Origin of the sequence: Cellulomonas sp. zg-ZUI22, assembly GCF_017353535.1 — a bacterium.
In the GTDB taxonomy this organism is placed as follows: domain Bacteria; phylum Actinomycetota; class Actinomycetes; order Actinomycetales; family Cellulomonadaceae; genus Cellulomonas; species Cellulomonas wangleii.
Genome location: NZ_JAFMUZ010000002.1, coordinates 63,123 through 86,715, shown reverse-complemented (window position 1 = coordinate 86,715; position 23,593 = coordinate 63,123). Strand labels below are relative to the sequence as shown.

General features: G+C 76.1%; 25 protein-coding genes. 9 read left to right on the top strand and 16 right to left on the bottom strand.

Features of this window, described 5'->3' with window-relative positions:
• Positions 1 to 16: 16 nt before the first annotated feature.
• Entirely contained in the window at positions 17 to 1,768 is a 1,752-nt protein-coding gene (locus tag J1G43_RS08150) for a GAF domain-containing protein (protein ID WP_207370663.1), read from the top strand.
• A gap of 64 nt (positions 1,769 to 1,832) precedes the next feature.
• On the opposite strand, the gene J1G43_RS08145 is transcribed toward J1G43_RS08150, so the two are convergent.
• The gene (locus J1G43_RS08145) at positions 1,833 to 2,459 is read right to left on the bottom strand and encodes a response regulator transcription factor (protein WP_207341005.1); all 627 of its coding nucleotides are present in this window, start codon (positions 2,457 to 2,459) and stop codon (positions 1,833 to 1,835) included.
• Positions 2,460 to 2,544: 85 nt separating this feature from the next.
• On the opposite strand from J1G43_RS08145, the gene J1G43_RS08140 reads away from it, so the two are divergent.
• On the top strand, positions 2,545 to 3,489 hold the full coding sequence (locus tag J1G43_RS08140) for an NAD(P)-dependent oxidoreductase (RefSeq protein WP_307859520.1): 945 nt from the start codon (positions 2,545 to 2,547) through the stop codon (positions 3,487 to 3,489).
• 6 nt (positions 3,490 to 3,495) lie between these two features.
• On the opposite strand, the gene mutM is transcribed toward J1G43_RS08140, so the two are convergent.
• The 6 genes from mutM to coaD all read right to left on the bottom strand — a co-directional run bounded on the left by mutM (position 3,496) and on the right by coaD (position 7,354).
• Entirely contained in the window at positions 3,496 to 4,431 is a 936-nt protein-coding gene (gene mutM, locus J1G43_RS08135) for a bifunctional DNA-formamidopyrimidine glycosylase/DNA-(apurinic or apyrimidinic site) lyase (protein ID WP_207370611.1), read from the bottom strand.
• A gap of 3 nt (positions 4,432 to 4,434) precedes the next feature.
• Positions 4,435 to 5,235 carry a ribonuclease III gene (gene rnc, locus J1G43_RS08130; protein ID WP_307859519.1) on the bottom strand — a complete coding sequence of 267 codons (801 nt, stop codon included), beginning with the start codon at positions 5,233 to 5,235 and terminating at the stop codon, positions 4,435 to 4,437.
• Positions 5,236 to 5,412: 177 nt separating this feature from the next.
• A complete protein-coding gene (gene rpmF / locus J1G43_RS08125; protein ID WP_089799764.1) occupies positions 5,413 to 5,610 on the bottom strand; it encodes a 50S ribosomal protein L32 in 198 nt (65 codons plus the stop codon).
• A 2-nt stretch (positions 5,611 to 5,612) separates the two neighbouring features.
• A complete protein-coding gene (locus tag J1G43_RS08120; RefSeq protein ID WP_207800394.1) occupies positions 5,613 to 6,113 on the bottom strand; it encodes a DUF177 domain-containing protein in 501 nt (166 codons plus the stop codon).
• A 237-nt stretch (positions 6,114 to 6,350) separates the two neighbouring features.
• Positions 6,351 to 6,851: a hypothetical protein gene (locus J1G43_RS08115; RefSeq protein WP_207341000.1), complete on the bottom strand. Its 501-nt coding sequence runs from the start codon at positions 6,849 to 6,851 to the stop codon at positions 6,351 to 6,353.
• Positions 6,848 to 7,354 carry a pantetheine-phosphate adenylyltransferase gene (gene coaD / locus J1G43_RS08110; RefSeq protein WP_207340999.1) on the bottom strand — a complete coding sequence of 169 codons (507 nt, stop codon included), beginning with the start codon at positions 7,352 to 7,354 and terminating at the stop codon, positions 6,848 to 6,850. The genes J1G43_RS08115 and coaD overlap by 4 nt, the downstream gene beginning before the upstream one ends.
• A 61-nt stretch (positions 7,355 to 7,415) precedes the next feature.
• Here coaD and J1G43_RS08105 point away from each other — a divergent pair, with 61 nt between their 5' ends.
• From J1G43_RS08105 to J1G43_RS08095, 3 genes are read left to right on the top strand one after another with little or no spacing between them, the layout of a single operon-like run.
• Complete coding sequence (locus J1G43_RS08105; RefSeq protein WP_207370612.1) at positions 7,416 to 8,018, top strand: GNAT family N-acetyltransferase; 603 nt, start codon at positions 7,416 to 7,418, stop codon at positions 8,016 to 8,018.
• 45 nt (positions 8,019 to 8,063) lie between these two features.
• Positions 8,064 to 8,681 carry a hypothetical protein gene (locus J1G43_RS08100; protein ID WP_207378314.1) on the top strand — a complete coding sequence of 206 codons (618 nt, stop codon included), beginning with the start codon at positions 8,064 to 8,066 and terminating at the stop codon, positions 8,679 to 8,681.
• 4 nt (positions 8,682 to 8,685) lie between these two features.
• Positions 8,686 to 9,915 (top strand): trans-acting enoyl reductase family protein, encoded by a 1,230-nt coding sequence (locus tag J1G43_RS08095; RefSeq protein WP_207340996.1) that lies wholly within the window; start codon positions 8,686 to 8,688, stop codon positions 9,913 to 9,915.
• A gap of 31 nt (positions 9,916 to 9,946) precedes the next feature.
• On the opposite strand, the gene bla is transcribed toward J1G43_RS08095, so the two are convergent.
• Positions 9,947 to 10,894, bottom strand: a complete 948-nt coding sequence (gene bla / locus J1G43_RS08090; RefSeq protein ID WP_242635522.1) for a class A beta-lactamase — start codon at positions 10,892 to 10,894, stop codon at positions 9,947 to 9,949.
• A 94-nt stretch (positions 10,895 to 10,988) separates the two neighbouring features.
• Positions 10,989 to 11,669, bottom strand: a complete 681-nt coding sequence (locus J1G43_RS08085) for an HD domain-containing protein (protein ID WP_207378313.1) — start codon at positions 11,667 to 11,669, stop codon at positions 10,989 to 10,991.
• 70 nt (positions 11,670 to 11,739) lie between these two features.
• Between J1G43_RS08085 and J1G43_RS08080 the strand changes: the two genes are divergently transcribed.
• A complete protein-coding gene (locus J1G43_RS08080) occupies positions 11,740 to 12,714 on the top strand; it encodes a GlxA family transcriptional regulator (RefSeq protein WP_207340994.1) in 975 nt (324 codons plus the stop codon).
• A gap of 186 nt (positions 12,715 to 12,900) precedes the next feature.
• Here J1G43_RS08080 and rsmD read toward each other — a convergent pair whose 3' ends face one another.
• From rsmD to J1G43_RS08055, 5 genes are all read right to left on the bottom strand, one after another.
• Entirely contained in the window at positions 12,901 to 13,473 is a 573-nt protein-coding gene (gene rsmD, locus J1G43_RS08075; RefSeq protein WP_207370616.1) for a 16S rRNA (guanine(966)-N(2))-methyltransferase RsmD, read from the bottom strand.
• Positions 13,470 to 15,104 (bottom strand): DUF6297 family protein, encoded by a 1,635-nt coding sequence (locus J1G43_RS08070; protein WP_249670565.1) that lies wholly within the window; start codon positions 15,102 to 15,104, stop codon positions 13,470 to 13,472. Before J1G43_RS08070 ends, rsmD begins: the two co-directional genes overlap by 4 nt.
• The gene (locus J1G43_RS08065) at positions 15,101 to 15,787 is read right to left on the bottom strand and encodes an ABC transporter ATP-binding protein (RefSeq protein WP_207340992.1); all 687 of its coding nucleotides are present in this window, start codon (positions 15,785 to 15,787) and stop codon (positions 15,101 to 15,103) included. Before J1G43_RS08065 ends, J1G43_RS08070 begins: the two co-directional genes overlap by 4 nt.
• 73 nt (positions 15,788 to 15,860) lie before the next feature.
• A complete protein-coding gene (locus J1G43_RS08060) occupies positions 15,861 to 18,104 on the bottom strand; it encodes an ATP-dependent DNA helicase RecG (protein WP_207340991.1) in 2,244 nt (747 codons plus the stop codon).
• Position 18,105: 1 nt separating this feature from the next.
• Positions 18,106 to 19,596 carry a DAK2 domain-containing protein gene (locus J1G43_RS08055; protein ID WP_207340990.1) on the bottom strand — a complete coding sequence of 497 codons (1,491 nt, stop codon included), beginning with the start codon at positions 19,594 to 19,596 and terminating at the stop codon, positions 18,106 to 18,108.
• Positions 19,597 to 20,000: 404 nt separating this feature from the next.
• On the opposite strand from J1G43_RS08055, the gene rpmB reads away from it, so the two are divergent.
• Together rpmB and J1G43_RS08045 are read left to right on the top strand one after the other, a co-directional pair.
• Complete coding sequence (rpmB, locus tag J1G43_RS08050; protein ID WP_046528726.1) at positions 20,001 to 20,192, top strand: 50S ribosomal protein L28; 192 nt, start codon at positions 20,001 to 20,003, stop codon at positions 20,190 to 20,192.
• Between the two features lie 124 nt (positions 20,193 to 20,316).
• The gene (locus tag J1G43_RS08045; RefSeq protein ID WP_207340989.1) at positions 20,317 to 20,841 is read left to right on the top strand and encodes a GNAT family N-acetyltransferase; all 525 of its coding nucleotides are present in this window, start codon (positions 20,317 to 20,319) and stop codon (positions 20,839 to 20,841) included.
• A gap of 30 nt (positions 20,842 to 20,871) precedes the next feature.
• Here J1G43_RS08045 and J1G43_RS08040 read toward each other — a convergent pair whose 3' ends face one another.
• A complete protein-coding gene (locus J1G43_RS08040) occupies positions 20,872 to 21,846 on the bottom strand; it encodes a thiamine-phosphate kinase (RefSeq protein ID WP_207340988.1) in 975 nt (324 codons plus the stop codon).
• A gap of 78 nt (positions 21,847 to 21,924) precedes the next feature.
• Between J1G43_RS08040 and J1G43_RS08035 the strand changes: the two genes are divergently transcribed.
• Positions 21,925 to 22,398, top strand: coding sequence for a DUF3515 family protein (locus tag J1G43_RS08035; protein WP_207340987.1), 474 nt, complete (start codon positions 21,925 to 21,927; stop codon positions 22,396 to 22,398).
• A 12-nt stretch (positions 22,399 to 22,410) separates the two neighbouring features.
• Here J1G43_RS08035 and J1G43_RS08030 read toward each other — a convergent pair whose 3' ends face one another.
• Positions 22,411 to 23,583 (bottom strand): D-alanine--D-alanine ligase family protein, encoded by a 1,173-nt coding sequence (locus J1G43_RS08030; protein ID WP_207340986.1) that lies wholly within the window; start codon positions 23,581 to 23,583, stop codon positions 22,411 to 22,413.
• Between the last annotated feature and the right edge of the window lie 10 nt (positions 23,584 to 23,593).

Below are 23,593 nucleotides of genomic sequence, written 5' to 3'. Positions count from 1 at the left end.
CGAGTACCGGGGCGAGATGCGGGAGGTGCCCGGCAGGTTGCCGACGGCGGGGACGCCGTTCGAGCACGGGGTCATCTCCGACCGCCCACCGCCGCCCGCTCTCCTGACCGGGGACGCGCTGACGGACCTGCTCGGCGCGATGCTGGCGGTCGCCGGGCACCTCGAGCTGTCGGCCGTCCTCGACCGCTTCGTCCAGGTCAGCGCCGAGCTGACGCACGCCCGGTACGGCGCGATCAACGTGCTGGACGACTCGGGGACCTCGACGACGTTCGTCTACACCGGCGTGCCGACGGCCGTGGCCCGGATGCTGCGGCACCCCCCGCACGCGCACGGCGTCCTGGGGCAGATCCCCCACGAGGGCGTGCTGCGGCTGGACGACCTGACCCAGCACCCGGCGTTCCAGGGCTGGCCCGCCCACCACCCGTCCATGGGGTCGTTCCTCGGGGCGTCGGTGAAGGTCGGCGAGCACGTCTTCGGCCAGCTGTACCTGTCGGAGAAGGAGGGCGGCGGCGCGTTCACCGTGGGCGACGAGCGGATGGTGCTCGCCCTGGCCGCCGCCGCCGGGGTCGCCGTCGCCAACGCTCAGCTCTACGCCGAGGCGGAGCGTCGTGAGCACTGGCTGCGCGCCGGCCAGGACATCACCACCATGCTCCTCGAGGGCGTGGACGAGGAGTCGGCGCTGGAGCACGTGGCGCGCACCGCGCGCGAGGTCGCCGGTGCGGACACCGCCGCGCTCGCCCTGCCCGGCATGGGCGGAGAGCTGTTCATCGAGCTGGCCGACGGCTACCACGCGGCCGAGCTGACGGGCCTGGTCATGCCCCGCGGCGGGCGCGCCTGGACGGTCCTCGAGGAGGGGCGCGGGCTGCTCACGCCGTCCCTGTCCGCGTCGCGGACCGTCAAGGTCGACGAGATGCGCGCCTTCGGCCCGGCGATGTTCGCCCCGCTGCACTCCTCGGGCCGCGGCGTCGGCGTGCTCGTCCTGCTGCGCCGCATCGGCCGCACCCCGTTCGACGAGCGGGACCTGGCCACCGCCGAGTCGTTCGCCGCCCAGGCCGCGCTCGCGTACGTGCTCGCCGAGGCCCGGCACGCGCAGGACGTCGCGGCCCTCCTCGACGAGCGCGAGCGCATCGCACGGGACCTGCACGACCTGGCCATCCAGCAGCTGTTCGCGACCGGCATGCAGCTGGAGACCGTGCGCCGCCGGGCGGCGCGCGGCGTCGACCCCCAGGAGCTCACGAGCATCGTCGAGGAGGCGCTGGACAACGTCGACAGCTCGGTGCGGCAGATCCGGCAGATCGTCTACGCGCTGCGTGACCCGGACGCCGCCACGGGGTTGGTCGAGCGCCTGCGCCGCGAGGCGTCGCTCGCCCGCACCGGCCTGGGCTTCGCCCCGTCCCTGGTGCTCTCGCTCGACGGCGAGGACCTGTCGCAGGACGACGCCGACGCGCAGGACCACCTCGACGAACGCCTCGAGCAGCAGCTGACGGACGACGTGGTGGCGGTGGTGCGCGAAGGGCTGGCCAACGCCGCGCGGCACGCGCAGGCGTCGTCGGTCACCGTGCGCGTCGCGGTGCGCGGGTCGGGTCCGACCGGTTCGGTGGAGGTCGACGTCGAGGACGACGGCGTGGGCCTGCCTGCCGGCCGGGAGCGCAGCTCCGGGACCGGCAACCTCGCGGCCCGCGCGCGGCAGCACGGCGGGACGTTCAGCATCGGCACCGCACCCAGCGGAACGGGCACGCTGCTCATGTGGCAGGCGCCGCTCGGCTGACCGGGCGCCGTGGGCGCACGGGCGGCGCCTGCGGCGCACCGTCCGGCGGTGCGCCGCGGGCCCGTCAGTGCCCGGGCTCGGCCCGCCAGCCGGAGTTCTTGCGCGACGCCACCCAGGCGGCGACCTGCGTGCGCCGCTGCAGCCCCATCTTCGCCAGCAGCGACGTGATGTGGTTCTTCACCGTCTTCTCGGCGACGCCGAGACGCTCGGCGATCTCGCGGTTGGACATGCCCTCACCGATGAGGTCCAGGACGCGCAGCTCGCTGGGCGTCAGCGACTCCGTCGGGTCCTCGTGCCCGGCGCGGCGGCGGGCCACCGTGCGGTCGTCGAGCAGCGTGCGTCCGGCCGCGACAGCGCGGATCACGTCGGTGATCTCCGCCCCGCGCACGCTCTTGAGCAGGTAGGCGGCCGCCCCGGCGTCGAGCGCCGCCGCGAGCGCGTCGTCGTCGTCGAACGACGTCAGGACGATGGCGCGCGCCTCGGGCAGCGTCTCGCGGACCGCCTGGATGAGGTCGATGCCCGTGCCGTCCGGCATCTGCAGGTCGACGAGCATGACCTGCGGCCGGACGAGGTTGGCGCGCCGGACGCCGTCGGCGACGGACCCGGCCTCGGCGACGACGGTCATGCCGTCGGTGCGCTCGACGACCTCGGCGATGCCGCGGCGGACGACCTCGTGGTCGTCGACGATCATGACGGAGATGGGCCCGGGCCGAGCACCCGGTGCGGGCGGCGGCGTCGACTGGCTCGTGGCTGACACACTGGCATCGTATCGACCCGTGACCACGATCCTCCTGCCCACGTCCGTCGACGGCGCGCCGCCCCTGCCGGCGGGCGTCGTGCCGGTCCCCTACGACGTCGCCGCAGCGCCCCCGCCGCAGGCCGCGCACGCCGACGCGATCGTCGTCTGGGGCAACCCCGCCGACCGGTTGGCGGAGCTCGCCGCCGCCGCGCCGCACGTGCGGTGGGTGCAGACCCTGGCGGCGGGGCCCGACGCCGTCCTCGCCGCGGGGTTCGCCCCCGAGGCCGTCATCACCAACGGACGCGGCCTGCACGACGCGACCGTCACGGAGCACGTCCTGGCGCTGACGCTGGCCTGCCTGCGCAGCGTTCCCGCCATGGTCCGGGCGCAGGCGGCGCACCGCTGGGCCGCCGAGCTCGGCGGCCTGCAGCCCCTGCACGACCCCGGGCGGGTGCGCACCCTGACGGACGCGCACGTCACCGTCTGGGGTTTCGGCTCGATCGCGGCGCGGCTGGCGCCCCTCCTGACGGGTCTGGGGGCCCGCGTGACGGGCGTGGCGACCACGGCGGGGGTGCGCCACGGGGTGCGCGTGGTGACGCCCGCCGACCTGCCGGGGATCCTGCCGACGACCGACGTGCTCATCGGCCTGCTCCCGGCGCTCGACGCGACCCACCGTGCGATCGACGCGCGGGTGCTGGGGCTGCTGCCGTCCCGCGCGTGGGTCGTCAACGCGGGCCGCGGCTCCACGCTCGACGAGGACGCGCTGCTCGCCGCGGTCCGCGCGGGCACCGTCGCGGGCGCGGCGCTCGACGTGCTCGCCACCGAGCCGCTGCCGGCGGACTCACCGCTGTGGGACGAGCCGGACGTGCTGATCAGCCCGCACGCGGCCGGCGGGCGCCCGGTCGGCTGGCAGGACCTGGTGGCGCAGAACGTCGACCTCTTCCTGGCCGACCGCCCCCTGCGCAACGTCGTGCCGCGCTGAGCGGCGTCAGACGCGTGGGCGCCGGGGCCGCGGCTGGCAGCGCGGGCAGCTGAACGACGAGCGGTTGGCGAAGGCGTCGCGCCGCACGGGCGTGCCGCACCGCGGGCACGGGCCGCCCTCCTGGCCGTAGACGGCCAGGGACCGGTCGAAGTAGCCCGACGCCCCGTTCACGTTCACGTACAGCGCGTCGAAGCTCGTCCCGCCCTGGGCCAGCGCCTCGGACATGACCTCCGCGGCGGCGTCCAGGACGCGCGTCACCTCGGCGCGTCGCAGCGTCGCCGTGGGACGGGCGCCGTGCAGCCGCGCCCGCCAGAGCGCCTCGTCCGCGTAGATGTTGCCGATGCCCGACACGAGCGTCTGGTCGAGCAGCGCGCGCTTGAGCTCCGTGCGCCGGGACCGCACGGCGTCGACGAGGGCCGGGCGGTCCAGCGCGGGGTCAAGCAGGTCGCGGGCGATGTGCGCGACGGGCGCCGGCACGACGGCGCGCGGCGAGCCGCGCCCACCGGGCGCCCCGTCCGCGGTGGGGACCAGGTCCGGCACCGACAGGTGCCCGAACGTGCGCTGGTCCACGAAGTCCAGGGCGGACCCGTCGTCGAGGGCGAACCGCACGCGCAGGTGCGGGTGGTCGACCCAGCCCGCCGGGCCGGGCGCAGCCGCGGGGCCGGGCCCACGCACCAGCAGCTGCCCGCTCATCCCGAGGTGCGCCAGCAGGGCGTCGTCACCCTGCCGCGCCCCGGTGTCGAGGAGCAGCCACAGGAACTTGCCGCGCCGCACCGCGGCCTCCAGGCGTCGTCCCGTCAGGCGCGCGGCGAGGTCGACCGGGCCGCCGTCGTGCCGGCGCACGGAGTAGTCCCGCCGCACCTCGACACCGACGACGGTGCGGCCGAGCACGTGCCGCTCGAGCCCGTCACGGACGGTCTCGACCTCGGGGAGCTCGGGCACGCGTCAGCGCGGGTCGGCGGCCACGTCGTCGGCGGCCACGTCGTCGGCGGCCACGTCGTCGGCGGTCACGTCGTCGGCCGTCGCGGCGTCGGCCGTCGCGGCGTCGGACGCTGCGGCGTCGCGCAGCGCGCTCAGGGTGGTCCACGCCGCTGCGGCGGCCTCCTGCTCCGCGACCTTCTTGGCCGGTCCGGTGCCGCTCCCGCGGACCTCGCCGCCCACGACCGCCCGGGCCGTGAACGTCCGGGCGTGGTCGGGGCCCTCGCCCGTGACCTCGTAGTACGGGGCACCGAGCCCGAGCGCGGCGGACAGCTCCTGCAGGGAGGTCTTCCAGTCGAGGCCGGCGCCCAGGTCGGCTGCTGCCGCCAGGGTCGGGCTCACCAGGCGGTCGACCAGCTCGCGCGCCGGCTCGAGGCCGTGGGAGAGGTAGACCGCGCCGAAGATCGCCTCGAGCGTGTCGGACAGGATCGAGTCCTTGTCCTTGCCGCCGGTGGCGAGCTCGCCCTTGCCCAGCAGCACGTAGTCGCCGAGGTCGAGGGTGCGGGCGACCCGAGCGAGGGCGCGCTGCGACACGGTGGCCGCGCGCATCTTGGCCAGGTCGCCCTCGGAGTGCGAGGGGTGGGCCCGGTACAGGTGCTCGGTGACGACGAGCCCCAGCACGGTGTCGCCCAGGAACTCCAGGCGCTCGTTGGTGGGGATGCCGCCGGCCTCGTGGGCGAACGAGCGGTGCGTCAGGGCGAGCACGAGAAGCTCGGGGTCCAGGTGGACCCCGAGCTTCTCGAGGAGCGACTGCGCTGCCGTGCTCACGCGACCGCGGTGTCGAAGGGTGTGCCGGTCATCGGGGGGGCGCCGGGGGGGGGGGCGGGGGCGCCCCCCCGCGGGGGGGGGGCGGGGGGCCCCCCCCGCTTCTCGAGGAGCGACTGCGCTGCCGTGCTCACGCGACGTCGGTGTCGACGGGTGTGCCGGTCATCGTGGCCGTGTCGGTCAGACGGCCTCGTGCTCGCTGCGCACGGCCTCGACGTAGCGACGGCCGTTGTACGCACCGCACGACGGGCACGCGATGTGCGGGCGCGTCTGCGACTTGCACTGGGGGCAGGTGGTGAGCGTCGTGGCAGTGGTCTTCCACTGCGACCGACGCGCACGGGTGTTGCTGCGCGACATCTTGCGCTTCGGAACCGCCACGGTCAGCTCTCTCTCTTCTCGTCGTCTGTGCCCTGCAGGCCGCCGAGGGCCGCCCACCGGGGGTCGATCGTCTCATGCGCGTGGTCCGGGTCGTCGGCGAGCCGCGCCCCGCACTCGGAGCACAGGCCCGGGCAGTCCACCCGGCACAGGGGCCGGAAGGGCAGCGCGGGCACGACCGCGTCACGCAGCGCGGGCTCGAGGTCGACCAGGTCGCCCTCCAGCTCACGCACGTCCTCGTCCTCGTCACCGCTCGCCGCCGCGGCGTCGGCACGCTCGGGGTACACGTACAGCTCCTGCAGCGGCGCGTCGACTGGCTCGACCACCTGCTCCAGGCACCTCACGCACTCCCCGACGGCTTCGCCGCGGATCGATCCGGAGACCAGGACCCCTTCCATGACCGCCTCGAGCCGAAGATCCAGCTCCAGGTCGCTCCCGGCAGGGATGCCGATCATGCCGCTGCCGAGCTCGTCAGGTGCCGCGACCGTCCGCTGCACCGTCCGCATCGATCCCGGACGTCGTCCGAGCTCGTGTGTCTCGAGCACGAACGGCGAGCTGGGATCGAGGTGGGATGGGCGCACGGTCCGGTCCCCTCGTTTCCAGGCGGCACCGTGCGCGGGCGCGCGGCACCTAGTTGCGGCAATGACGGCTCGGCCCACGCCACGACCGGCAGGACCAACCGAGAACTCTACGGCACGTGGTGCGCTGTCCCAAACCGGTGTCGCCCGCCGTGGCCGCAGCCGCTACGCGTTCTCGCCCGGGACCAGCCGGCCCGCGAGCTTCGCGCGTCCTGCCTGCACCTGCGACAGCACCTTGCCCAGGTCGATCTCGAAGTCCGCGAGCCGACGGTCGCAGTAGTCGTCCGCGTCACGGCGCAGCGCCTCGGCCGTCTCCTGCGCCTCGGCGAGGATCTCGGCAGCCCGCGACTGGGCCGCCGTCACGATGCTCTCCTGCTCCACGAGCGCGGCCGCACGGCTGCGAGCACGGGCCAGGAGCGCGTCGGCCTCCGCCTGCGCCGCGGCGCGCGCGGCGTCCGCGTCGGCCAGGACCTCGTCCGCCTGGTGCAGCTGGGACGGCAGCGCCGCGCGCACCTGGTCGACCAGCTCCAGGATCTCCGCCCGGTTCACCAGGACGGACGAGGACATCGGCATCGCCCGTGCCTGCGTCACCGCGTCCTCGAGCGCGTCGAGCACACCGCCGACACCTTCCGTCCGCTCCACGCCGTCGTCCACGTGCTCGGTCATCGTCCGTCCTCTCCCCCGACGCCCGGGGACGGTGCCAGTGCCTGTCGCACCGCTGCCGCCACCTCGGGCGTCACCATGTCGTCGATCGGCCCGCCGTGCCGTGCCACGTCCTTGACCAGGGACGACGCGATGTGCGCACGCGCCGGGTCGCCCAGGACGAAGACCGTCTCCACGCCGGACAGGTGCCGGTTCATCAGTGCCATCGCGAGCTCCGCGTCGAGGTCCGCGCCGCTGCGCAGGCCCTTGACGACCGCGCACGCCCCGACGTCCCGCACGAGGTCGACGAGCAGCCCGTCCGTCGACACGACCCGCACGCCCTCCCACCCCGCCAGCGCGTCCGCCGCCAGCCGGACCCGTTCGTCGGGCGGCAGCAGCGACCGCTTCGAGGCGTTGTGCGCCACCGCCACCACGACCTCGTCGAACATCGACCGGGCGCGCCGGACGACGTCCACGTGACCCAGCGTGATCGGGTCGAACGACCCGGGGCAGACGGCGGTTCTCACGGACGCCAACCTACGTCACCGGCCCCCGACGGACCCGACGGCGACGCGCTAGCGTTCCTCCGTGAGCCACGTCCGCACCGCGACGTACGCCGACCTGCCGGTCCTGCGCACGGTGTGCGCGCTGGCCTACGACGACAACCCGCTGATGCGCTGGGTGCTGCCGGACGACGAGACCCGTACCGAGGCGTGCGCGGCCTGGCTCGGCCCGTCCCTCGAGCGCTACCTGGCGGCCGGTCGGGTCGACGTCCTGGCGGTCGACGACGTCCCGGTCGCCGTCGCGGCGTGGCGGCTGCCGGGTGCCGACGTCGCCGCCACGTCCGCCACCTCGACGCTGCCGTCACCCGCCGGCGTGCTGCGCGCCCTCGTCGGCGCGCGCAGGGCGACGCAGGTGCTCGGCGCGCTGGGTGGTGCGGGCGCCCTCGCCCCGACGACCCCCGGCCCCTACCTCAACTACCTCGCGGTGCACCCGGCGCACCAGTCGCGCGGTCGGGGTGGCGAGCTGCTCGACCACGGCATCGGCGCCCTGCGCGACGTCACCGGCACGCCGTGGCTCGGCACGACCGATCCACGCAACCTGCCGTTCTACGAGCGGCACGGCTTCTCGACGGCCGGCACGCACGTGCTCGGCGACGACGGGCCCGTGCTCACCGTCCTGCACGGCTGAGCAGGCACCGCCCCGCCGGACCGGGTCGCCCCGCGTGCAGAGCGCATGCTCGACGCAGGAGGGACCACGACGGCGAACCGCCGGATCGAGCAGCTCGAACGCGCGACGGGCCGGACCTGGGACGCGTGGCTCGGGCTCCTGGGGTCGTGGGGTGCCGCGCGGCCGGACCACGGCACGATCGCCGGACGCGTGACCGCCGAGATGGAGGGCACGACGCCCTCCGCCGCGTGGTGGGCCCGGTCCGTGACCGTCGCGTACGAGCAGCACATCGGCCGGCGGCCGCCCGGGCAGCGGTCGGACGGCACGTTCCAGACCAGCGTGAGCCGAGCGACGCCGTGGGACATGACCGACCTCATGGCGGCGTGGACGCGTTTCGCCACCGAGGACGACGAGGTCCGCGACTGCGTCGTCGGCGAGCCGCGCGTCAGCGGCACCGAACGGCGGATCACCTGGCGCGCCCGCTCGCGCGAGGGGTGGCCCGTCGCCGTGACGAGCGAGCCACGCGGTGGCGCCACGGCCACGCTCGTCGCGACGCAGACCGGCCTGCCCACGCCCGCGGCGAAGGACGAGGCCCGCGACCGCTGGGTCGCCGTGCTGGACCGCTTCGTCACGACCGTCGGCGACGCCCGCGGTTGCACTCCCCCGCGGGCGGCGACACGCTGACCGGATGGTCGGCACCGCACGCGAGCACGACGTCGTCGTCCTCGGGGCGACCGGGTTCGTCGGGACGCTCCTGTGCGAGCACCTCGCGCGGCAGGCCCCTGCCGGGACCCGCATCGCGCTGGCAGGACGGTCCCACGAGAGGTTGGTACGGACGCGGGCGGCGCTTCCCGAGCGCGCCCACGCGTGGCCGGTCCTCGTCGCGGACACCGACGACGCGCCGTCCCTGCGCGCGCTGGCCGCGTCGACGCGCGTCCTGGTCAGCACCGTGGGGCCGTACCTGCAGCACGGGCTTCCGGTCGTCGAGGCGTGCGCCCGCGCCGGCACCCACTACGCCGACCTGACCGGCGAGGTGCCGTTCGTCCGGCAGGCCGCCGACGCGCACGACGAGGTCGCCCGGGCGACCGGAGCGCGCCTCGTCCACGCGTGCGGGTACGACGCCGTCCCGTCCGACCTCGCCGTCCTGGTGCTGCACCGGCGCGTCGCCGCCGACGGCGCCGGCTCGCTGGGGCGCGTCCGCCTGGTCGCGAGCGCGCGCGGCGGTGTCAGCGGCGGCACCGTCGCGTCGGCGCGCGGCATCGCCGAGCTGGCCGGACGGGACCCGGCAGTCCGCCGCCTGCTCGCCGACCCGTTCTCCCTGAGTCCCGACCGCACCGCCGAGCCGGACGTGCCGCAGCCCTCGGACACCCCGGCGCCCGGGCGCACGGTCGACGGCCGCTGGGTCGCGACGTCGCCGATGGGGTCGTTCAACACGCGCGTGGTGCGGCGGTCGAACGCGCTGCAAGGCTGGGCGTACGGCCGCGAGCTGCGCTACCAGGAGGTGGCGGCGACCGGCTCCGGGCTGCGCGGGGCGGCGAGGGCCGCCGGGCTGACGGTCGGGCTGCCGCTCGCGCTCGCGGCGCTGGCGGCGCCACCGACGCGTGCGCTGCTCGACCGGGTGCTGCCGGCCCCGGGCACGGGCCCGGACGCGGAGACCCGGCGCGCCGGGTGGTTCCGCATGGACCTCCACGCGGTGACGACGACCGGTCAGCACTACCGCGCGCTGGCCGCCGGCCGGGGTGACCCCGGCTACTCCGCGACGGCCGTGATGCTCGGGGAGGCGGCGCTCGCCCTGGCGCTGGACGGCGACCGGCTCCCGGACCGTGCCGGGTCGCTCACGCCCGCGACGGCCGTCGGCGACGTGCTGGTCGAGCGGCTACGGGCAGCCGACCACCGGTACGTGGCGTCCGTGCGCTGAGCGTTCGGCGACAGCCGGACGAGGCGCGACGTCAGGACCGCCCGAGGGCCGCGACCGCGGCTGCCGCCGCCTCGGCGACGACGGCGTCGTCGGGCTCGGCGTCGCGCTCCGCACGGTCGGACATGACGGCGACCACGATCGGTGCACCGTCCGTCGGCCACACGACCGCGACGTCGTTCCGGGTGCCGAAGCCCCCGGTGCCGGACTTGTCGCCGACCACCCAGTCGGCAGGCAGCAGGGCGCGCACCAGGGTGTCGCCGGTCTGCGTCCCGGTGAGCCAGGCGGTGAGGACGGCCCGCTCGTCGTCCGTGAGCGTCGTTCCGAGGACGTACTCGCGCAGGTCCGCGGCCAGCACCCGCGGCGTCGTGGTGTCGCGCTCGTCACCCGGCGTGGCCTCGTTGAGGTCGGGTTCGGTGCGGGCGACGACGGTGACGTCGTCGCCGAGGACCGCGAGCGCCTCGTCGAGCGCCGCAGGGCCGCCCAGCACCTCGAAGAGCAGGTTGCCGGCGGTGTTGTCGCTGCGCGTCACGGCCGCCTCCGCCACCTCGGCGAGCGTCATCGTGCCCCCGACGCGCGTCTCCGTCACCGGCGAGTAGGTCACGATGTCCTCGGCCCGGACCGGGACCTCGCGGGCAAGCCCGTCCACGCCGACGAGGTCGAGGACCGCGCCGGCCGCGAGGGCCTTGATCGTCGACGCGTACGCGAACCGCTCGTCGGGGCGCCACGCGACCGCGGCACCGGTGCCGGTGTCGACGGCGTGCACGCCGAGGCGGGCGTCGTAGCGGGCCTCGAGCTCCTCGAGTGCGAGCGGCAGCTGCGTGGCGGTCGGCGACCGCGTGGTCGTCGGGGCCGGGGTGCTGCTCGCGGTGGGGACCGCCGTCGGCGCCTCCCGCGGCGCGGCACCGCACCCTGCGGTGACGGCGACACCCGCGGCGACGAGGACGACGAGGACACGGTTCATGGTCGACGTGCTGGGCATGACGACCATGCTGCGACAGGGCACGGACATCCGCCGTGCGGGCTCGGGTCCCGTGCGACGGCCGAACAACTGCCGAGCACCACCTCCTCGGACGTCAGACGCCCCAGCGCCCCGCCGCGGCCGCGCGCTCCATCGACGTGACGTGCGGCGGCTCGCGCCTCTCACGCACGAGCAGGCCCGGCAGGCTCGCCGCAGGAGCGCGCACGTCGCTGCCGGCGGCGTGCTCGACGATCGCGTCGACGATCCGGCGCGTCAGGTCGAGGCGAGGCAGCTCCGTCGTGAGCACCGCTGCCAGGGTGTCCGGCACGGCGTCCGCGCCGGACCCGAAGTCCATGGCGATGCCCGCGCGCGCGAGCGCGACCTCGGCCTGCTTGTGCTCGGCGATCCCGACCGACGTGTGCAGGGCGACCGCGTCCCACACCGTGTCGGCCGTGCTCGTCGGCAGGCCCTGGGAGATCACGAACGACCGCGCCAGGTCGGCACCCTCGACCTCGAAGCGCCGGTCACCGCGTGAGGCCAGGTGCAGCCCGGTGTCGTGCAGCACGCACGCGACGAACAGCGCCACGTCGTCGAAGTCGGCCGGCCGCCACCCGCGCTCTGCGGCCGCGACCCGTGCGAGGACCCAGCTGCGCACGCTGTGGTGCAGGAGGTAGTCGGGCTCGAGGTCCCGCGCGAGCGCGAGCGCCGCGCGCGGGACGTCGCCGGGCGGGAGCACCAGACGGCCCCCGTCGAGCAGGTCGGCCAGGGCCGGTGGGAGTGCGGCGGGCGTCGTCATGGCTCGATCGTGGCGCCGTCGCGCACCGTGGACCAGTGTCGTGAACGCCGGCCTTCCGTAGGATCCCGCCATGGACCAGCCGCAGCCCCACCGCGTCGCGGTCCTCGCCCTGCCCGGCGTGGTCGCGTTCGACATGACGATCCCGCTCGAGGTCTTCGCCGGGACCGACGCGCCGTACTCCGTGCGACTCGTGACCGCGGACGGCGCGCCGGTGACCACGAGCTCCGGCTACGGAGTCACCCCGCACGCCGGGCCCGAGGCGTTCGCTGAGGCACGGACCGTCGTCGTCCCGGGCTTCTGGCCCACCTGGGCGCCGCCTCCGGGCCCGGCCCTCGAGCTGCTGCGCGCGGCGCACGACCGCGGCGTCCGCCTCGTGTCCATCTGCACCGGCGCGTTCGCCCTCGCGGCCGCAGGGGTGCTCGACGGTCGCCGCGCGACGACGCACTGGCGGCACACGGACGAGCTCGTGGCACGCCACCCGACCGTCGTCGTCGAGCGCGACGTGCTGTTCGTCGACGAGGGCGACGTGCTCACGTCGGCCGGCATGGCGGCCGGGATCGACCTGTGCCTGCACGTCGTGCGCCGTGACCACGGCGCCCGGGCGGCACGCGAGGTCGCGCGGCGGCTCGTCGTCGCCGCCCACCGGGAGGGAGGTCAGGCGCAGTTCGTCGCGGCACCCGTGCCCGACGTCGCCGGGGGCTCGCTCGCCGACACCCGGGCCTGGGCGCTCGAGCACCTGGGCGAGGCGATGACCCTGGACGCCCTCGCCCACCACGCCCACGTCTCGACGCGCACCCTCCAGCGGCGCTGGCGCGACGAGACGGGGACCTCACCGCTCCGCTGGCTCAGCGAGCAGCGGGTCCACCGCGCGCGCGAGCTGCTCGAGGCCGACCCGACGATGCCGGTCGAGGAGGTCGCCCGGCGCACAGGGCTCGGCACGGGCGACAACCTGCGCCTGCACACCCGTCGGCACCTGGGCACGACGCCGTCCGCGTACCGGAGCGCCTTCGGCACGCCGGCAAGGGCGCCGGGGCCGCCGCCGTGACGGCGCTCGCCCGGCGCACGGTACGGGCGGCGTCCGTGGAGCACGACGCCCCGCGCGACGTCCTGCGCGCGCTCCACGAGCGCTGCGGCGTGCGGACACGGACCGCTTCACCAGGCGGGTGACGCGCGCGACGACATCGCGGTGGTCACGGTCGCCGTGGAGTGAGCGGCAGGATGGTGCACGCCCTCAGACGGGGTGCTCCGCGAACCACACCCGGGTCTCGCCGTAGCGCCGGTCGGCGAGCGCGACGAGCGGCGACGGCCACGTCGGCGCCGCGGCGCGCGACGAGCGCTCGACGACGACCACGCCTCCCGGTGCGGTGCAGCGCGCCGCGCCGGCGACGGCCGTGGCGAGGGCGTCGTCGGGCAGGTCGTAGGGCGGGTCGACCAGCACCAGGTCGAAGGCCTCGACATCCGGCGATCCCACCGGGGCGACGCGCGCGAGGTACCGGTCGACCTTGTCGGCGACCACGTCGACGCGGTCGGCGAGCCCGAGCGTGCGGGCGTTGCGGCGGCACACGTCGACGGCCCCACGCGCGGCGTCGACGAGCACGGCGTGGGCCGCCCCCCGGCTGACGGCCTCCAGGCCGAGGGCGCCGGAGCCGGCGAACAGGTCGAGCACGCGCGCACCGTCGACGGCGTCGAGGTGCTCCAACCGCGAGAACAGCGCCTCGCGCACCCGCTCGCTCGTCGGGCGTGTCCCCGAGGCGGGTACCGCGAGCGTGCGCCCGCCCGCGCTGCCCGCGACGATCCGCGTCACGGCGCACCGGCCTTGCGCTGGTCCTGCTCCTCGAGCATGCGCTCCATCCAGCCCTTCTCCGCCGTCGACGACGCGATCATCACCGCGATGGCCGACATCCAGACCTGCCCGGTCACCATGATCGTCGTCACCGTGCCGAGCGCGATCGCGACCCACACGGGAAGCAGGCAGAAGGCCACGAGGTCCGGCCCGCGGGCGATCACCTGCATCACCCCCATGGGCAGCGCGCCGGCGGGCGTCGAGATCAGCGGCTTGTCCCAGCGCGGGGAGGGGCGGTAGGCGGCCCGGACGGCGGCCGCAGCCCACACCGGCGCTGCGCCGACCCCGAGCAGGAGCCAGTCCAGCGTCGCGCCCGCCCAGCGGCCGACCGCGGTGAACACGACGACCGACCACACGAGGGCGACCAGACCGGGGACGACCATGCGCAGCCGCCGCACGGTGCGGTCGCCGAGCGGCAGGAGACGGTCGATCACGGGCGCCATCTCGGCCCACCGCGAGCCCTCGGCGCTCGCGCTCGACATCATCCAGCCCCCCAGCAGCACCGTCACCAGGATGCCGACGGGGCCGGCGAGCTGCGGCACCACCGTGGCCAGCACGGGCAGGCCCGTCGCCACGACGATCTGCACCACGTGCCGCAACGACCGGCGCAGGACGACCAGGTCGGCCGTCACCAGCGCGGTCATCGGCCCGCGGACGGTCGACAACCGGGACGTCCGGCGACGAGAGGGTGCCGCCACACCACCGGACAACGCGCGCCCCAGCTCGCGCGAGTCGAGCGACACGACCGCCCCGACGGCGTGGGTGGCGACGGAGCCGCCCTCGCGCAGCGTGCGGCCCGGCAGCGCGCCGAGGCGGCGGTCCACGAGTGCGGCCAGCGCGCCCGCCACGACGACCACCACCGCGACGGCCGCCCACGTCACCGACGGCAGGGAGCTGGGTGTGCGTCCGCTCAGGACCACCAGGGCCGCGAGCACGGGTGCGGCGACGAGGAGGAGGTCGCCGACCAGCGCGGTCCGGCGCCGCGGCACGCCGCGGGACTGCGCGACCGCGGCGGCGAGCACGACGAGGGCGGCGACCGCCGCGCCGAGCACGCCGGCGCGGACCAGCTCCGCGCCCCGGCGCTCCAGCAGGCCGGCCTCGAGCACCACCACGACCATGCCCCCGGCGAGGGCCGCCACGAGCGGGACGCGGGTGGCGGCAGGGCGCAGGAGGCCACGCCGGTCCACCGGCAGCGGGAGCCACCACGCGGCCTGCGCCCCCTCGGCGCCGACGGGCCCGAGACGTCCGGCCGTGGACAGGAGCGCACCGACGGCCGCCAGCAGGATCGTCGCGACGAGCACCGGCAGGCTGAGCCCGCCCGGCTCGGCCGTCGGCGGCGCCGGGGGCAGCGCGTCACCGAGCTGCTGGACGATCCCCAGCACGATGAGCACCGAGAGCGCGACGCTCACCGCCACGGTGTACAGCTCCGTCAGCAGGGATCCGGCACCCACGCCGGCTCGGGCCCGCGCGGCCCTGGCAGTGAACCGGCGGATCTCCCGCGCGGAGGGCACCTCCCCCAGCTCGAAGTCCCCGACCCGCGGGTCGTCGCGCACGTCGCGCGGGTCGTCCGCGCGGGCGTCGACGTCGGTCACAACGCGACCCGGGCGATCCGGTCGGCCGCCTCGGCGGGCTCCAGGACCAGCGACGCCTCGTCGGAGACGTGCACGGCCCGGGTGCAGACCGCGGCGACGAGGTCGGGGTCGTGCGTCGCGATGAGCACGGCACCGCCGGCGTCCCGCTCCGCCCGGAGGAGGTCCGCGAGGCGCGCGCGCATGCGCTGGTCGAGCCTCTGCTCGGGCTCGTCGAGCACCAGCAGGGACCGGGGCCGGGCGAAGCCCGCGGCCAGCAGGAGACGGCGGCGCTGACCCGAGGACAGCGAGACGGGCGTGGCGCGCGCGTGGTCCGCGAGGCCGAACTCCTCGAGGAGCGCCGCGACCTCCGCCTTCGCCCCGAGGACGCCGTGGCCGCGCGCGGTGAGGTACAGGTGCTCCGCCACGGTCAGGGCGGGGAAGTACGCGTCGTCGTCGAGCACGCTGGACACCTCGCGCCGGAACGACGTCTCACGCTCGTCGACCGGGCGACCGAGGACCTGGACGTCCCCGCCCAGCGGGTCGAGCAGCCCGAGGACGGTCTTGAGGACCGTGGACTTGCCGGACCCGTTGGCCCCGACGAGCGCGACCGCGGCACCCTCCTCGAGCGTGAAGGTGACGGGGGCGCACACGGGTGCCTCGCCGTAGCCGACCTGCAAGTCACGAGCGTGCACCACGGGAGCCATGCGGCCAGGGTAGTCAGCAACCGCGGCCGTCCGGCCCGGCGACGGACCGGTGGACCGGGTCGTGGGCCGACGGTCACGTCCGATCGAGGAACTCCTCGCGCTCCCCCGCCAGCGACGCCTCGATGGCGGCCCGCAGCGCCGGCCACGCGTCGAGGTCACCGTCCTGCTCGACGAGCGCGCGCGCGTCGGTGCGGGCCCGCGCGATGACGTCGGCGTCCCGGGTGACTCGCAGCAGCCGCAGCGAGCTGCCGCGCCCGTGCTGGGCGGCGCCCAGCACGTCGCCCTCGTGCCGCAGCTCGAGGTCGAGCGCGGCGAGCTCGAAGCCGTCCGTCGTCGCCGCGAGCGTCTCGAGACGTGTGTGGGCGTCCGTCCCCGGCTGCGCCGCGCTGACCAGCAGGCAGAGGCCCGGGCGGGTCCCCCGCCCGACCCGGCCCCGCAGCTGGTGCAGCTGCGAGATGCCGAACCGGTCGGCGTCGAGCACGACCATGACCGTGGCGTCGGGGACGTCGACACCGACCTCGACGACCGTCGTGGACACGAGCACGGGCGCCTCGCCCGTCGCGAACGCCGCGAACGCCCTGTCCTTCTCCTCGGGGGTGAGCCGGCCGTGCAGGACGCCGACCCCGACACCGGCGAGGTCGGGGCGGGCACGCAGCTCCTCGGCGACGTCGAGCACCGCCCGCAGCGGGCGGCGCACCCCGGCGTCAGGTGCCCCGACGGTCGGGCCGGCGTCCAGCACGAGGTCGCTGCCGTCCTCGTCGGCCGCGTCGCCCGCCACCGCGTCGCCGTCGATGCGGGGGCACACGACGTACGCGCGGCCACCACCGTCGACCTCCTCCCGCACGCGCTGCCAGGTCCGGTCGGTCCAGCGCGGGTTGTCCGCGGGCACGACGTGCGTCGTGATGCCCTGCCGCCCGGCGGGCACCTCGCTGAGCACCGACGTCTCGAGGTCGCCGAAGACGGTCATGGCCACCGTCCGCGGGATGGGCGTCGCCGTCATCACCAGCGTGTGGGGCGTGCGGCCGGCCTTCGCCCGCAGCGCGTCGCGCTGCTCGACCCCGAACCGGTGCTGCTCGTCGACGACCACCAGGCCCAGGTCCGCGAACTGCACGTCCTGCGACAGCAGCGCGTGGGTGCCCACCACGATGCCGGCGGCCCCGCTCGCGGCGTCGAGCATCGCGCTGCGCCGCGCCGCCGTCGGCAGCGAGCCCGTCAGCAGCGCCACACGCGTGGCCAGGGCCGCTCCACCGAGGAACCCGCCCTCGGCGAGGTCGCCCAGCAGCCCGCGCAGCGTGCGCGCGTGCTGCGCCGCCAGGACCTCCGTGGGCGCGAGCAGCGCCGCCTGCCCGCCGGCGTCGACGACCTGCAGCATCGCGCGGAGCGCGACCACGGTCTTGCCCGAGCCGACCTCGCCCTGCAGCAGGCGCTGCATGGGACGCGGGGCGGCGAGCTCACCGGCGATCTCCTCACCGACCGCTCGCTGCCCGGCCGTCAGGGTGAACGGCAGGCGCGCGTCGAACGCCTCGAGCAGCCCACCCTCCCGGGCCGGACGGGCCACCGCCTCCTCGCGTGCGACGCGGGCCCGGCGGCGCGCGAGCTCGGCCTGCAGCACGAGGGCCTCCTCGTAGCGCAGCCGGGCGCGACCGCGCTGCCAGTCCGACTCGTCCTGCGGCAGGTGCACCAGGCGCAGCGCCTCGACCAGCGTCGGCAGCGCGTCGCGTTCCCGCAGCTGCGGCGGGACGGGGTCCGGCACGTCATCCTCGCGCAGGGGGTCGAGCACCGTGCGCACGGCCTGGGCGACCTTCCACGACTCGAAGCCCGCGACCGCCGGGTACACCGGGATCGGGCGACCGGCCTCGACCAGCGCCTCGTCCTCCTCGTGCGCGTCGTCGTCGGCGCCGAACAGCCGGCACTCCGGGTGCATGAGCTGCAGGGTGTCGCGGTAGAGCGACACCTCGCCGGTGAACAGGCCGCGCCGACCGGGGCGCAGCTGGCCCTGGCGCCACTCGAGCTTCTTGACGTGCGACGCGAAGAACGTGAGCTCGATGCGGCTGTGCCCGTCGGTGATGGTCGACTGCAGGAGACCGCGACCCTGCGCCGTCGGGCGCAAGGAGGTCCGGACGACCTCCGCCACGACCGTCACGTGCTCGCCCACGCGCAGGCTCGCCATGTCGGTCAGCGTGCCCGGCTCGGCGTACCTGCGCGGGTAGTGCCGCAGCAGGTCGCCGGAGGTCACGAGCCCGAGCTTGCCCAGCGCCTTCGCGGTGCGGGCGTTCAGACGCGTCAGGGGGACGGTGAGCGGGTCGGCGGCGAGCACGTCAGTCGACCCCCACCCACCACGCGGCACCGGCGGCCGGGCCGGCGACGACCACCTCCAGCTGAGGGTGCGCCGCACGCAGCACGTCCGCCGCGGCGCGTACCGCCGCTCGGTCGACGTCGACGCCGTGCACGAGCGTGACCCCCTGCGCGCCGCGCGCGTCCGCGAGCAGGGCTGCCACGACCGCCGGCACCTCGTCAGCGCCGGTCGGGGTGCCGGCACGCAGACGTCGCAGGGCGTCGCTTCCCGCCTCGGGCGTGACCTGCGGGTCCGCGACGAGGGCGAGGCACGCGACGACCGCGGGGCCGTCCCCCGTCGTCGCCAGCAGGTCGAAGCGCGGATCGGCGGGAGCAGCGGCCACCGGCGCGACGCCCGCGCCGACCACGACGACCCGCCCGGCGCGCGTGTCGACGGCCGCACGGGCGACCTGCTCGACGTCGGGGTCGGGGCCCACGAGCGTCACCGCGCCGCACGTCGCGTACCAGGCCGACAACCCGGGCGACGGCGTGAGCACGACGAGCCCGCGATCGGCCGGCGTCGGCTCGTCGACCCGCCGCACCACGACCTGCTCCCGCGCGGCGTCGGGCACCAGCGCGATCGCCGCTGCCGGGTCGTCGCAGTGCACGTGCGCGTGCCGCGATGCCCCGGCGTCGACGACGGCGACGGCCTCCCCGACGCCCTGCAGCGCGACGGCGAGGTCGGTGACTCCCGGCCACGTGGCCCGGACCAGCATCATCACCTCGTACGCGCCGCCCGACGCCGGCGCGCACCCCGCGACGACGTCCGGTCCTGCCCGGGGCAGCCACGTCAGGTCGAGGTCGGCCTCCTGCAGGGCCCGCCCACCGGTGCGCAGGGTGTGCACGAGCGCGTCGAGCACGACGAGCAGCGCGCACGCCCCCGCGTCGACCACGTGCGCCGCACGCAGGACGTCGTGGCTCGCGCTGAGCCGGTCCAGGTCGGCGCGGGCGGCGTCCGTCGCAGCCGCCAGGACGTCGGCGGGCGAGCCCTCGGTGCGCCGCATGCCGTGCCGCGCGTGCGTCGCGACCTCGCGGGCGATCGTGAGGACCGTGCCCTCCTGGGGGTCCGGCACCGCGGCCCGTGCGGCGCGGGCGGCCCGCTCGAGGCCGCTGACGAGAGCCGCCGTGCCGTCCCGGTCCGTCGGCGAACCGTCCGCCAGGCCCGCCGACAGGCCGACGAGCCACTGGCTCAGGATGATCCCGGAGTTGCCGCGCGCGGCCCTGGCAGCACCGTGGGCGAAGGTCGCCAGGAGCTCTGTCGGTCCGTCGAGCCCCCCGTCCGCTGCGACGGCCGCCGCGCCGCCCGCGACGGTCAGCGTGACGTTCGAGCCGGTGTCCGCGTCAGGGACGGGGAACACGTTGACGGCGTCGATGAGCTCCCGCGCGGCCCGGCACGCGGTGAGCGCCCCGGCCGCCCACGCGCGCACGGCGTCGCCGTCGAGCACGACCTGTCGCGCCGCGACCTCCACGCGCATCTCCCTCTCCGCTCGCTGCGCCGGTCCGGCGCGGGTGACGTGCTGCGGCAGCCGACGGTGGGTCGACGACCGACGGCGGTCGACCATCGACGGTATCGACGAACGACGGAGTCGACGAACGACGGCATCGACGACCGACGGCATCGGCGACCGACGGTATCGACTGGCACCCCGCGGGACCGTCGGCGCCCACTGTGCCGCACGCCGCCCACATTTGGGTGCTGCCCCGACGATGGGCTAGTCTTGCCCGGTTGCCCGGACCACCGTCCGGCACCCCCACAGACCTTCCGACGCACCGCCGTGCGGTCCCGGGCCCGCGGGCCCGGCCGATGCGCGGGAGCGCGGGACGTGCACGACCCCGGGTCGCCCGTCGGCCCGCGACAGGACAGAACCAGGAGAAGACCGTGGCTGCCAACTGCGACGTCTGCGCCAAGCGCCCGAGCTTCGGGCACAGCATCTCGCACTCCCACGTGCGTACGAAGCGGCGTTGGAACCCGAACATCCAGCGCGTGCGCGTCGTCGTCGCCGGGACCCCGAAGCGCCTCAACGTGTGCACCTCGTGCCTCAAGGCCGGCAAGGTCCAGCGCGCCGTCTGAGCCGCTGCACCGCCCGGCGACCCGACGGGACGCACGGCGCGGACACACGAACGACACGCCGAGGGCCCGCGAGCATCAGCTCGCGGGCCTTCGTGCTGCCCGGGACCTGTGGCAGGGTGTCGGCATGGTCGAGCACATCGACGAGGTCACCATCCGTCCCGCGACCACCGACGACGCGGCGGAGATCGCCGCCGTGCACGTGCGCTCGTGGCAGGAGGCGTACGCCGGCATCGTCCCGGCGGAGCACCTGCGCTCGCTCGACCCCGACAGCCGCAGGGAGCGGTGGGCCCGGATGCTCGCCGACGGGCCGGCCGACCACGTGCGCACGCTCGTCGCGGAGTCCGACGGGCACCTGCTCGGCTTCGCGACGTACGGCCCGAGCCGTGACGAGGACGCCCGACGCGGGGAGCGCGAGATCTACTCGATCTACCTGGACCCCGGCACGTGGGGGCACGGCGTCGCACGGGACCTGATCCGCACCGTGCTCGCCGAGGTGGGTGAGCGGACGCCGATGGCGCTGTGGGTGCTCGCCGACAACACCCGCGCCCGGCACTTCTACCGGCGCCACGGGTTCTCACCGGACGGCGTCGAGCGCCTCGAGACCATCGGCGGCGCCGACCTGCTCGAGGTGCGGTACCGCCGCGGCTGACCCGCACGCGGTGCGCCACGGCCGGGTGCGTCACCGACCGAAGTGGTCCCACCCCGGGGCGACCGTCGGCGCCGCACCCGCCACGAGCACGGCCTCGGTCCCCCGCTCGCGCACGACGCCGACCGCACGGAACGGCGGCGGCAGCACCGCGCCCGGCGGGAACGTCGCGAGCAGACCGTGGTCCTCACCCCCGGCCAGCACCCAGTCGAGCGGGTCCGCGCCCAGCAGCGCGGCCGCGGGCGCGAGGCGCGCGACGTCGTCGGCGAACGCGTCACCGGGGGCGTCGAGCGCGAGCGTCACCCCGCTCGCCCGGGCGAGGCGCCCGGCGTCGACGAGCAGCCCGTCGGACACGTCGAGCATGGCCGTGGCCCCCGCGCGGGCCGCCGCCGGCCCCGCGGCCAGGACCGGTTCGGGCGAGCGGTAGGCGGCCACCAGACCGGGGTCGGTGTCCTCGCGCCCCGCCGTCAGCAGACCGAGACCGGCCGCGGACCACCCCCGGCGTCCCGCGTGGGCGATCACGTCACCGGGCCGCGCGCCCCCGCGCCGCACCGGCACGCGCCCCTCGAGGTCCCCGTGCGCCGTGACCGACACCATGAGCGCCGGCCCGGACGACAGGTCGCCGCCCACGACGCCGACGTCGAGCGGGCGGCACGCGTCCCCGAGCCCGCGGGCGAGGTCCTCGACCCACGCGACGGGCGTCTCGCCCGGCACCACCAGCCCGACGACGAGGGCGACGGACCGCGCGCCCATGGCGGCCACGTCGGCGAGGTTCTGCATGGCTGCCCGTCGACCGACGTCCTGCCCGCTCGACCAGCGGCGGCGGAAGTGCACGTCCTCGACCAGCACGTCGCAGGTCACGACGTAGCGGCCGTCCGGGGCCGCGACCACGGCCGCGTCGTCCCCGGGCGGGACCAGCGTGCCCGAGCCCACGGGCAGGTGCGGGAGGATCAGGTCCAGCAGGTCCTGCTCGGCGAGGTCGGACACGACGGCAGGATCCCGGGGCACGGGACCACGCTAGACGCTGCGCCGCGGTGCGCGGGCCCGCGGGCGTGGGCACCGCCGCGCGCCGGGTAGCGTGGCGGCGTGCACCACCGTCCCACCGCCGCCGCCCTCGCCGCGACCGGCGCGCTCCTCCTCCTGACGGCCTGCGCCCCGACCGTGCCCGTGACGGTCGCGCCGCACGCCACCGACCCCGTGTGCGCCTCGGTCGTGCTGGCGCTGCCCGACTCGCTCGGCGACGGCCTGGACCGCCTCGACACCGACGCCCAGGCCACCACGGCGTGGGGCGAGCCCGGTGCGGCCCTCGTGCTGCGGTGCGGCGTCGAGCCGCCGGGCCCCACCACCGACCAGTGCCGGTCGGTCACCACACCGCAGGGCCCGACGATCGACTGGGTGGTCGTCGAGGACGACGGCGACTGGACCTTCACGACGTACGGCCGCGTGCCGGCGGTCGAGCTCCTGGTGCCCGAGGCCGTCGCGACGACCCACTCGACGTCGTTCGTCGACCTGCTCGGACCGGCGGTCGCCCTCACGGAGCAGCAGCGCAGCTGCCTGTGACGGGCGTCGCGCTCAGCGCAGGCCGGTGGGCCGCTCGAGCGCGAGGCCGACCAGCTCGTCGACGAGGTCCGCGTACTCCAGGCCCGTGACCTGCCACATCCGCGGGTACATCGAGTACGGCGTGAAGCCGGGCATGGTGTTGATCTCGTTGACCACGACCTCGCCGTCGGGGGTCACGAACACGTCGACGCGCGCGAGGCCCTCGCAGCCCACGGCCTCGAAGGCCCGCACCGCGGCGTCCTGCACCCGGGCGACGACGTCGGGGTCGAGGTCGGCGGGGCAGGACAGCGTCACGCCCGCCTCGTCGAGGTACTTGGCCTCGAAGTCGTAGAAGCTGTGGCGGGCGTCGGTGACGACGATCTCCCCGGGAAGGGACGCGCGGGGCGCGGCGCCGCCGCGGCCGCCGAGCACGCCGCACTCGATCTCGCGGCCGGCGAGACCGGCCTCGACGATGACCTTCGGGTCGTGCTCGCGCGCGGCGGCGACGGCCGCGGCGAGGTCCGCGGCGTCGTCGACCCGGGAGATCCCCAGGCTCGACCCCGCGCGTGCGGGCTTGACGAACAACGGCAGGCCGAGCTCCTCGACCCACGACGCGAGGAGCGCGTCGTCGGCCGGCCGCCCGCCCGGGAGCACGCGGAACGGGCCGACGGTCAGGCCGGAGCCGGCCAGCACGAGCTTCATCATGTGCTTGTCCATGCCCACGGCCGACGCGAGGACGCCGGAGCCGACGTACCGCAGGTCGGCCAGCTCCAGCAGGCCCTGCAGCGTGCCGTCCTCACCGAACGGGCCGTGCAGCAGCGGGAAGACGACGTCGACGGCACCGAGCGGGGCGTCGAGGCGCCCGTCGCGGACGACCTGCACGTCGTGCTCGCCCGTCCCCTGCGGCAGCAGCACGCGCGTCGCCGTGTCCTCGACCTCCGGCAGGTGCCCGTCGCGGATCGCCCAGCGCTCGGGGTCGTCGTCGGCCAGGACCCACTGGCCGGTGCGCGTGATGCCGACGGCGACCACGTCGTAGCGGGTGCGGTCGATGGCGCGCAGGACGCCACCGGCCGTCGCACAGCTGATGGCGTGCTCACCGGAGCGACCTCCGAAGAGCACCATGACCCGCGGGCGGCGACCGCCCGCGGGAGCGTCACCACCGCTGCGGGTGCCGTCGTCGGGCAGGGGCATCTCGGTGGCGTCCATCGCGCACCGA

What these genes read in the sequence shown, in the direction of transcription:
- J1G43_RS08150 (WP_207370663.1), top strand. Translation starts at nt 17, where the DNA reads ATGCGGGAGGTGCCCGGCAGGTTGCCGACGGCGGGGACGCCGTTCGAG.
- J1G43_RS08145 (WP_207341005.1), bottom strand. Translation starts at nt 2,459, where the DNA reads ATGATCGTCGACGACCACGAGGTCGTCCGCCGCGGCATCGCCGAGGTC.
- J1G43_RS08120 (WP_207800394.1), bottom strand. Translation starts at nt 6,113, where the DNA reads ATGCGGACGGTGCAGCGGACGGTCGCGGCACCTGACGAGCTCGGCAGC.
- J1G43_RS08115 (WP_207341000.1), bottom strand. Translation starts at nt 6,851, where the DNA reads ATGACCGAGCACGTGGACGACGGCGTGGAGCGGACGGAAGGTGTCGGC.
- J1G43_RS08100 (WP_207378314.1), top strand. Translation starts at nt 8,064, where the DNA reads ATGCTCGACGCAGGAGGGACCACGACGGCGAACCGCCGGATCGAGCAG.
- J1G43_RS08095 (WP_207340996.1), top strand. Translation starts at nt 8,686, where the DNA reads ATGGTCGGCACCGCACGCGAGCACGACGTCGTCGTCCTCGGGGCGACC.
- bla (WP_242635522.1), bottom strand. Translation starts at nt 10,894, where the DNA reads ATGCCCAGCACGTCGACCATGAACCGTGTCCTCGTCGTCCTCGTCGCC.
- J1G43_RS08085 (WP_207378313.1), bottom strand. Translation starts at nt 11,669, where the DNA reads ATGACGACGCCCGCCGCACTCCCACCGGCCCTGGCCGACCTGCTCGAC.
- J1G43_RS08080 (WP_207340994.1), top strand. Translation starts at nt 11,740, where the DNA reads ATGGACCAGCCGCAGCCCCACCGCGTCGCGGTCCTCGCCCTGCCCGGC.
- J1G43_RS08065 (WP_207340992.1), bottom strand. Translation starts at nt 15,787, where the DNA reads ATGGCTCCCGTGGTGCACGCTCGTGACTTGCAGGTCGGCTACGGCGAG.
- J1G43_RS08055 (WP_207340990.1), bottom strand. Translation starts at nt 19,596, where the DNA reads ATGCGCGTGGAGGTCGCGGCGCGACAGGTCGTGCTCGACGGCGACGCC.
- J1G43_RS08045 (WP_207340989.1), top strand. Translation starts at nt 20,317, where the DNA reads ATGGTCGAGCACATCGACGAGGTCACCATCCGTCCCGCGACCACCGAC.
- J1G43_RS08030 (WP_207340986.1), bottom strand. Translation starts at nt 23,583, where the DNA reads ATGGACGCCACCGAGATGCCCCTGCCCGACGACGGCACCCGCAGCGGT.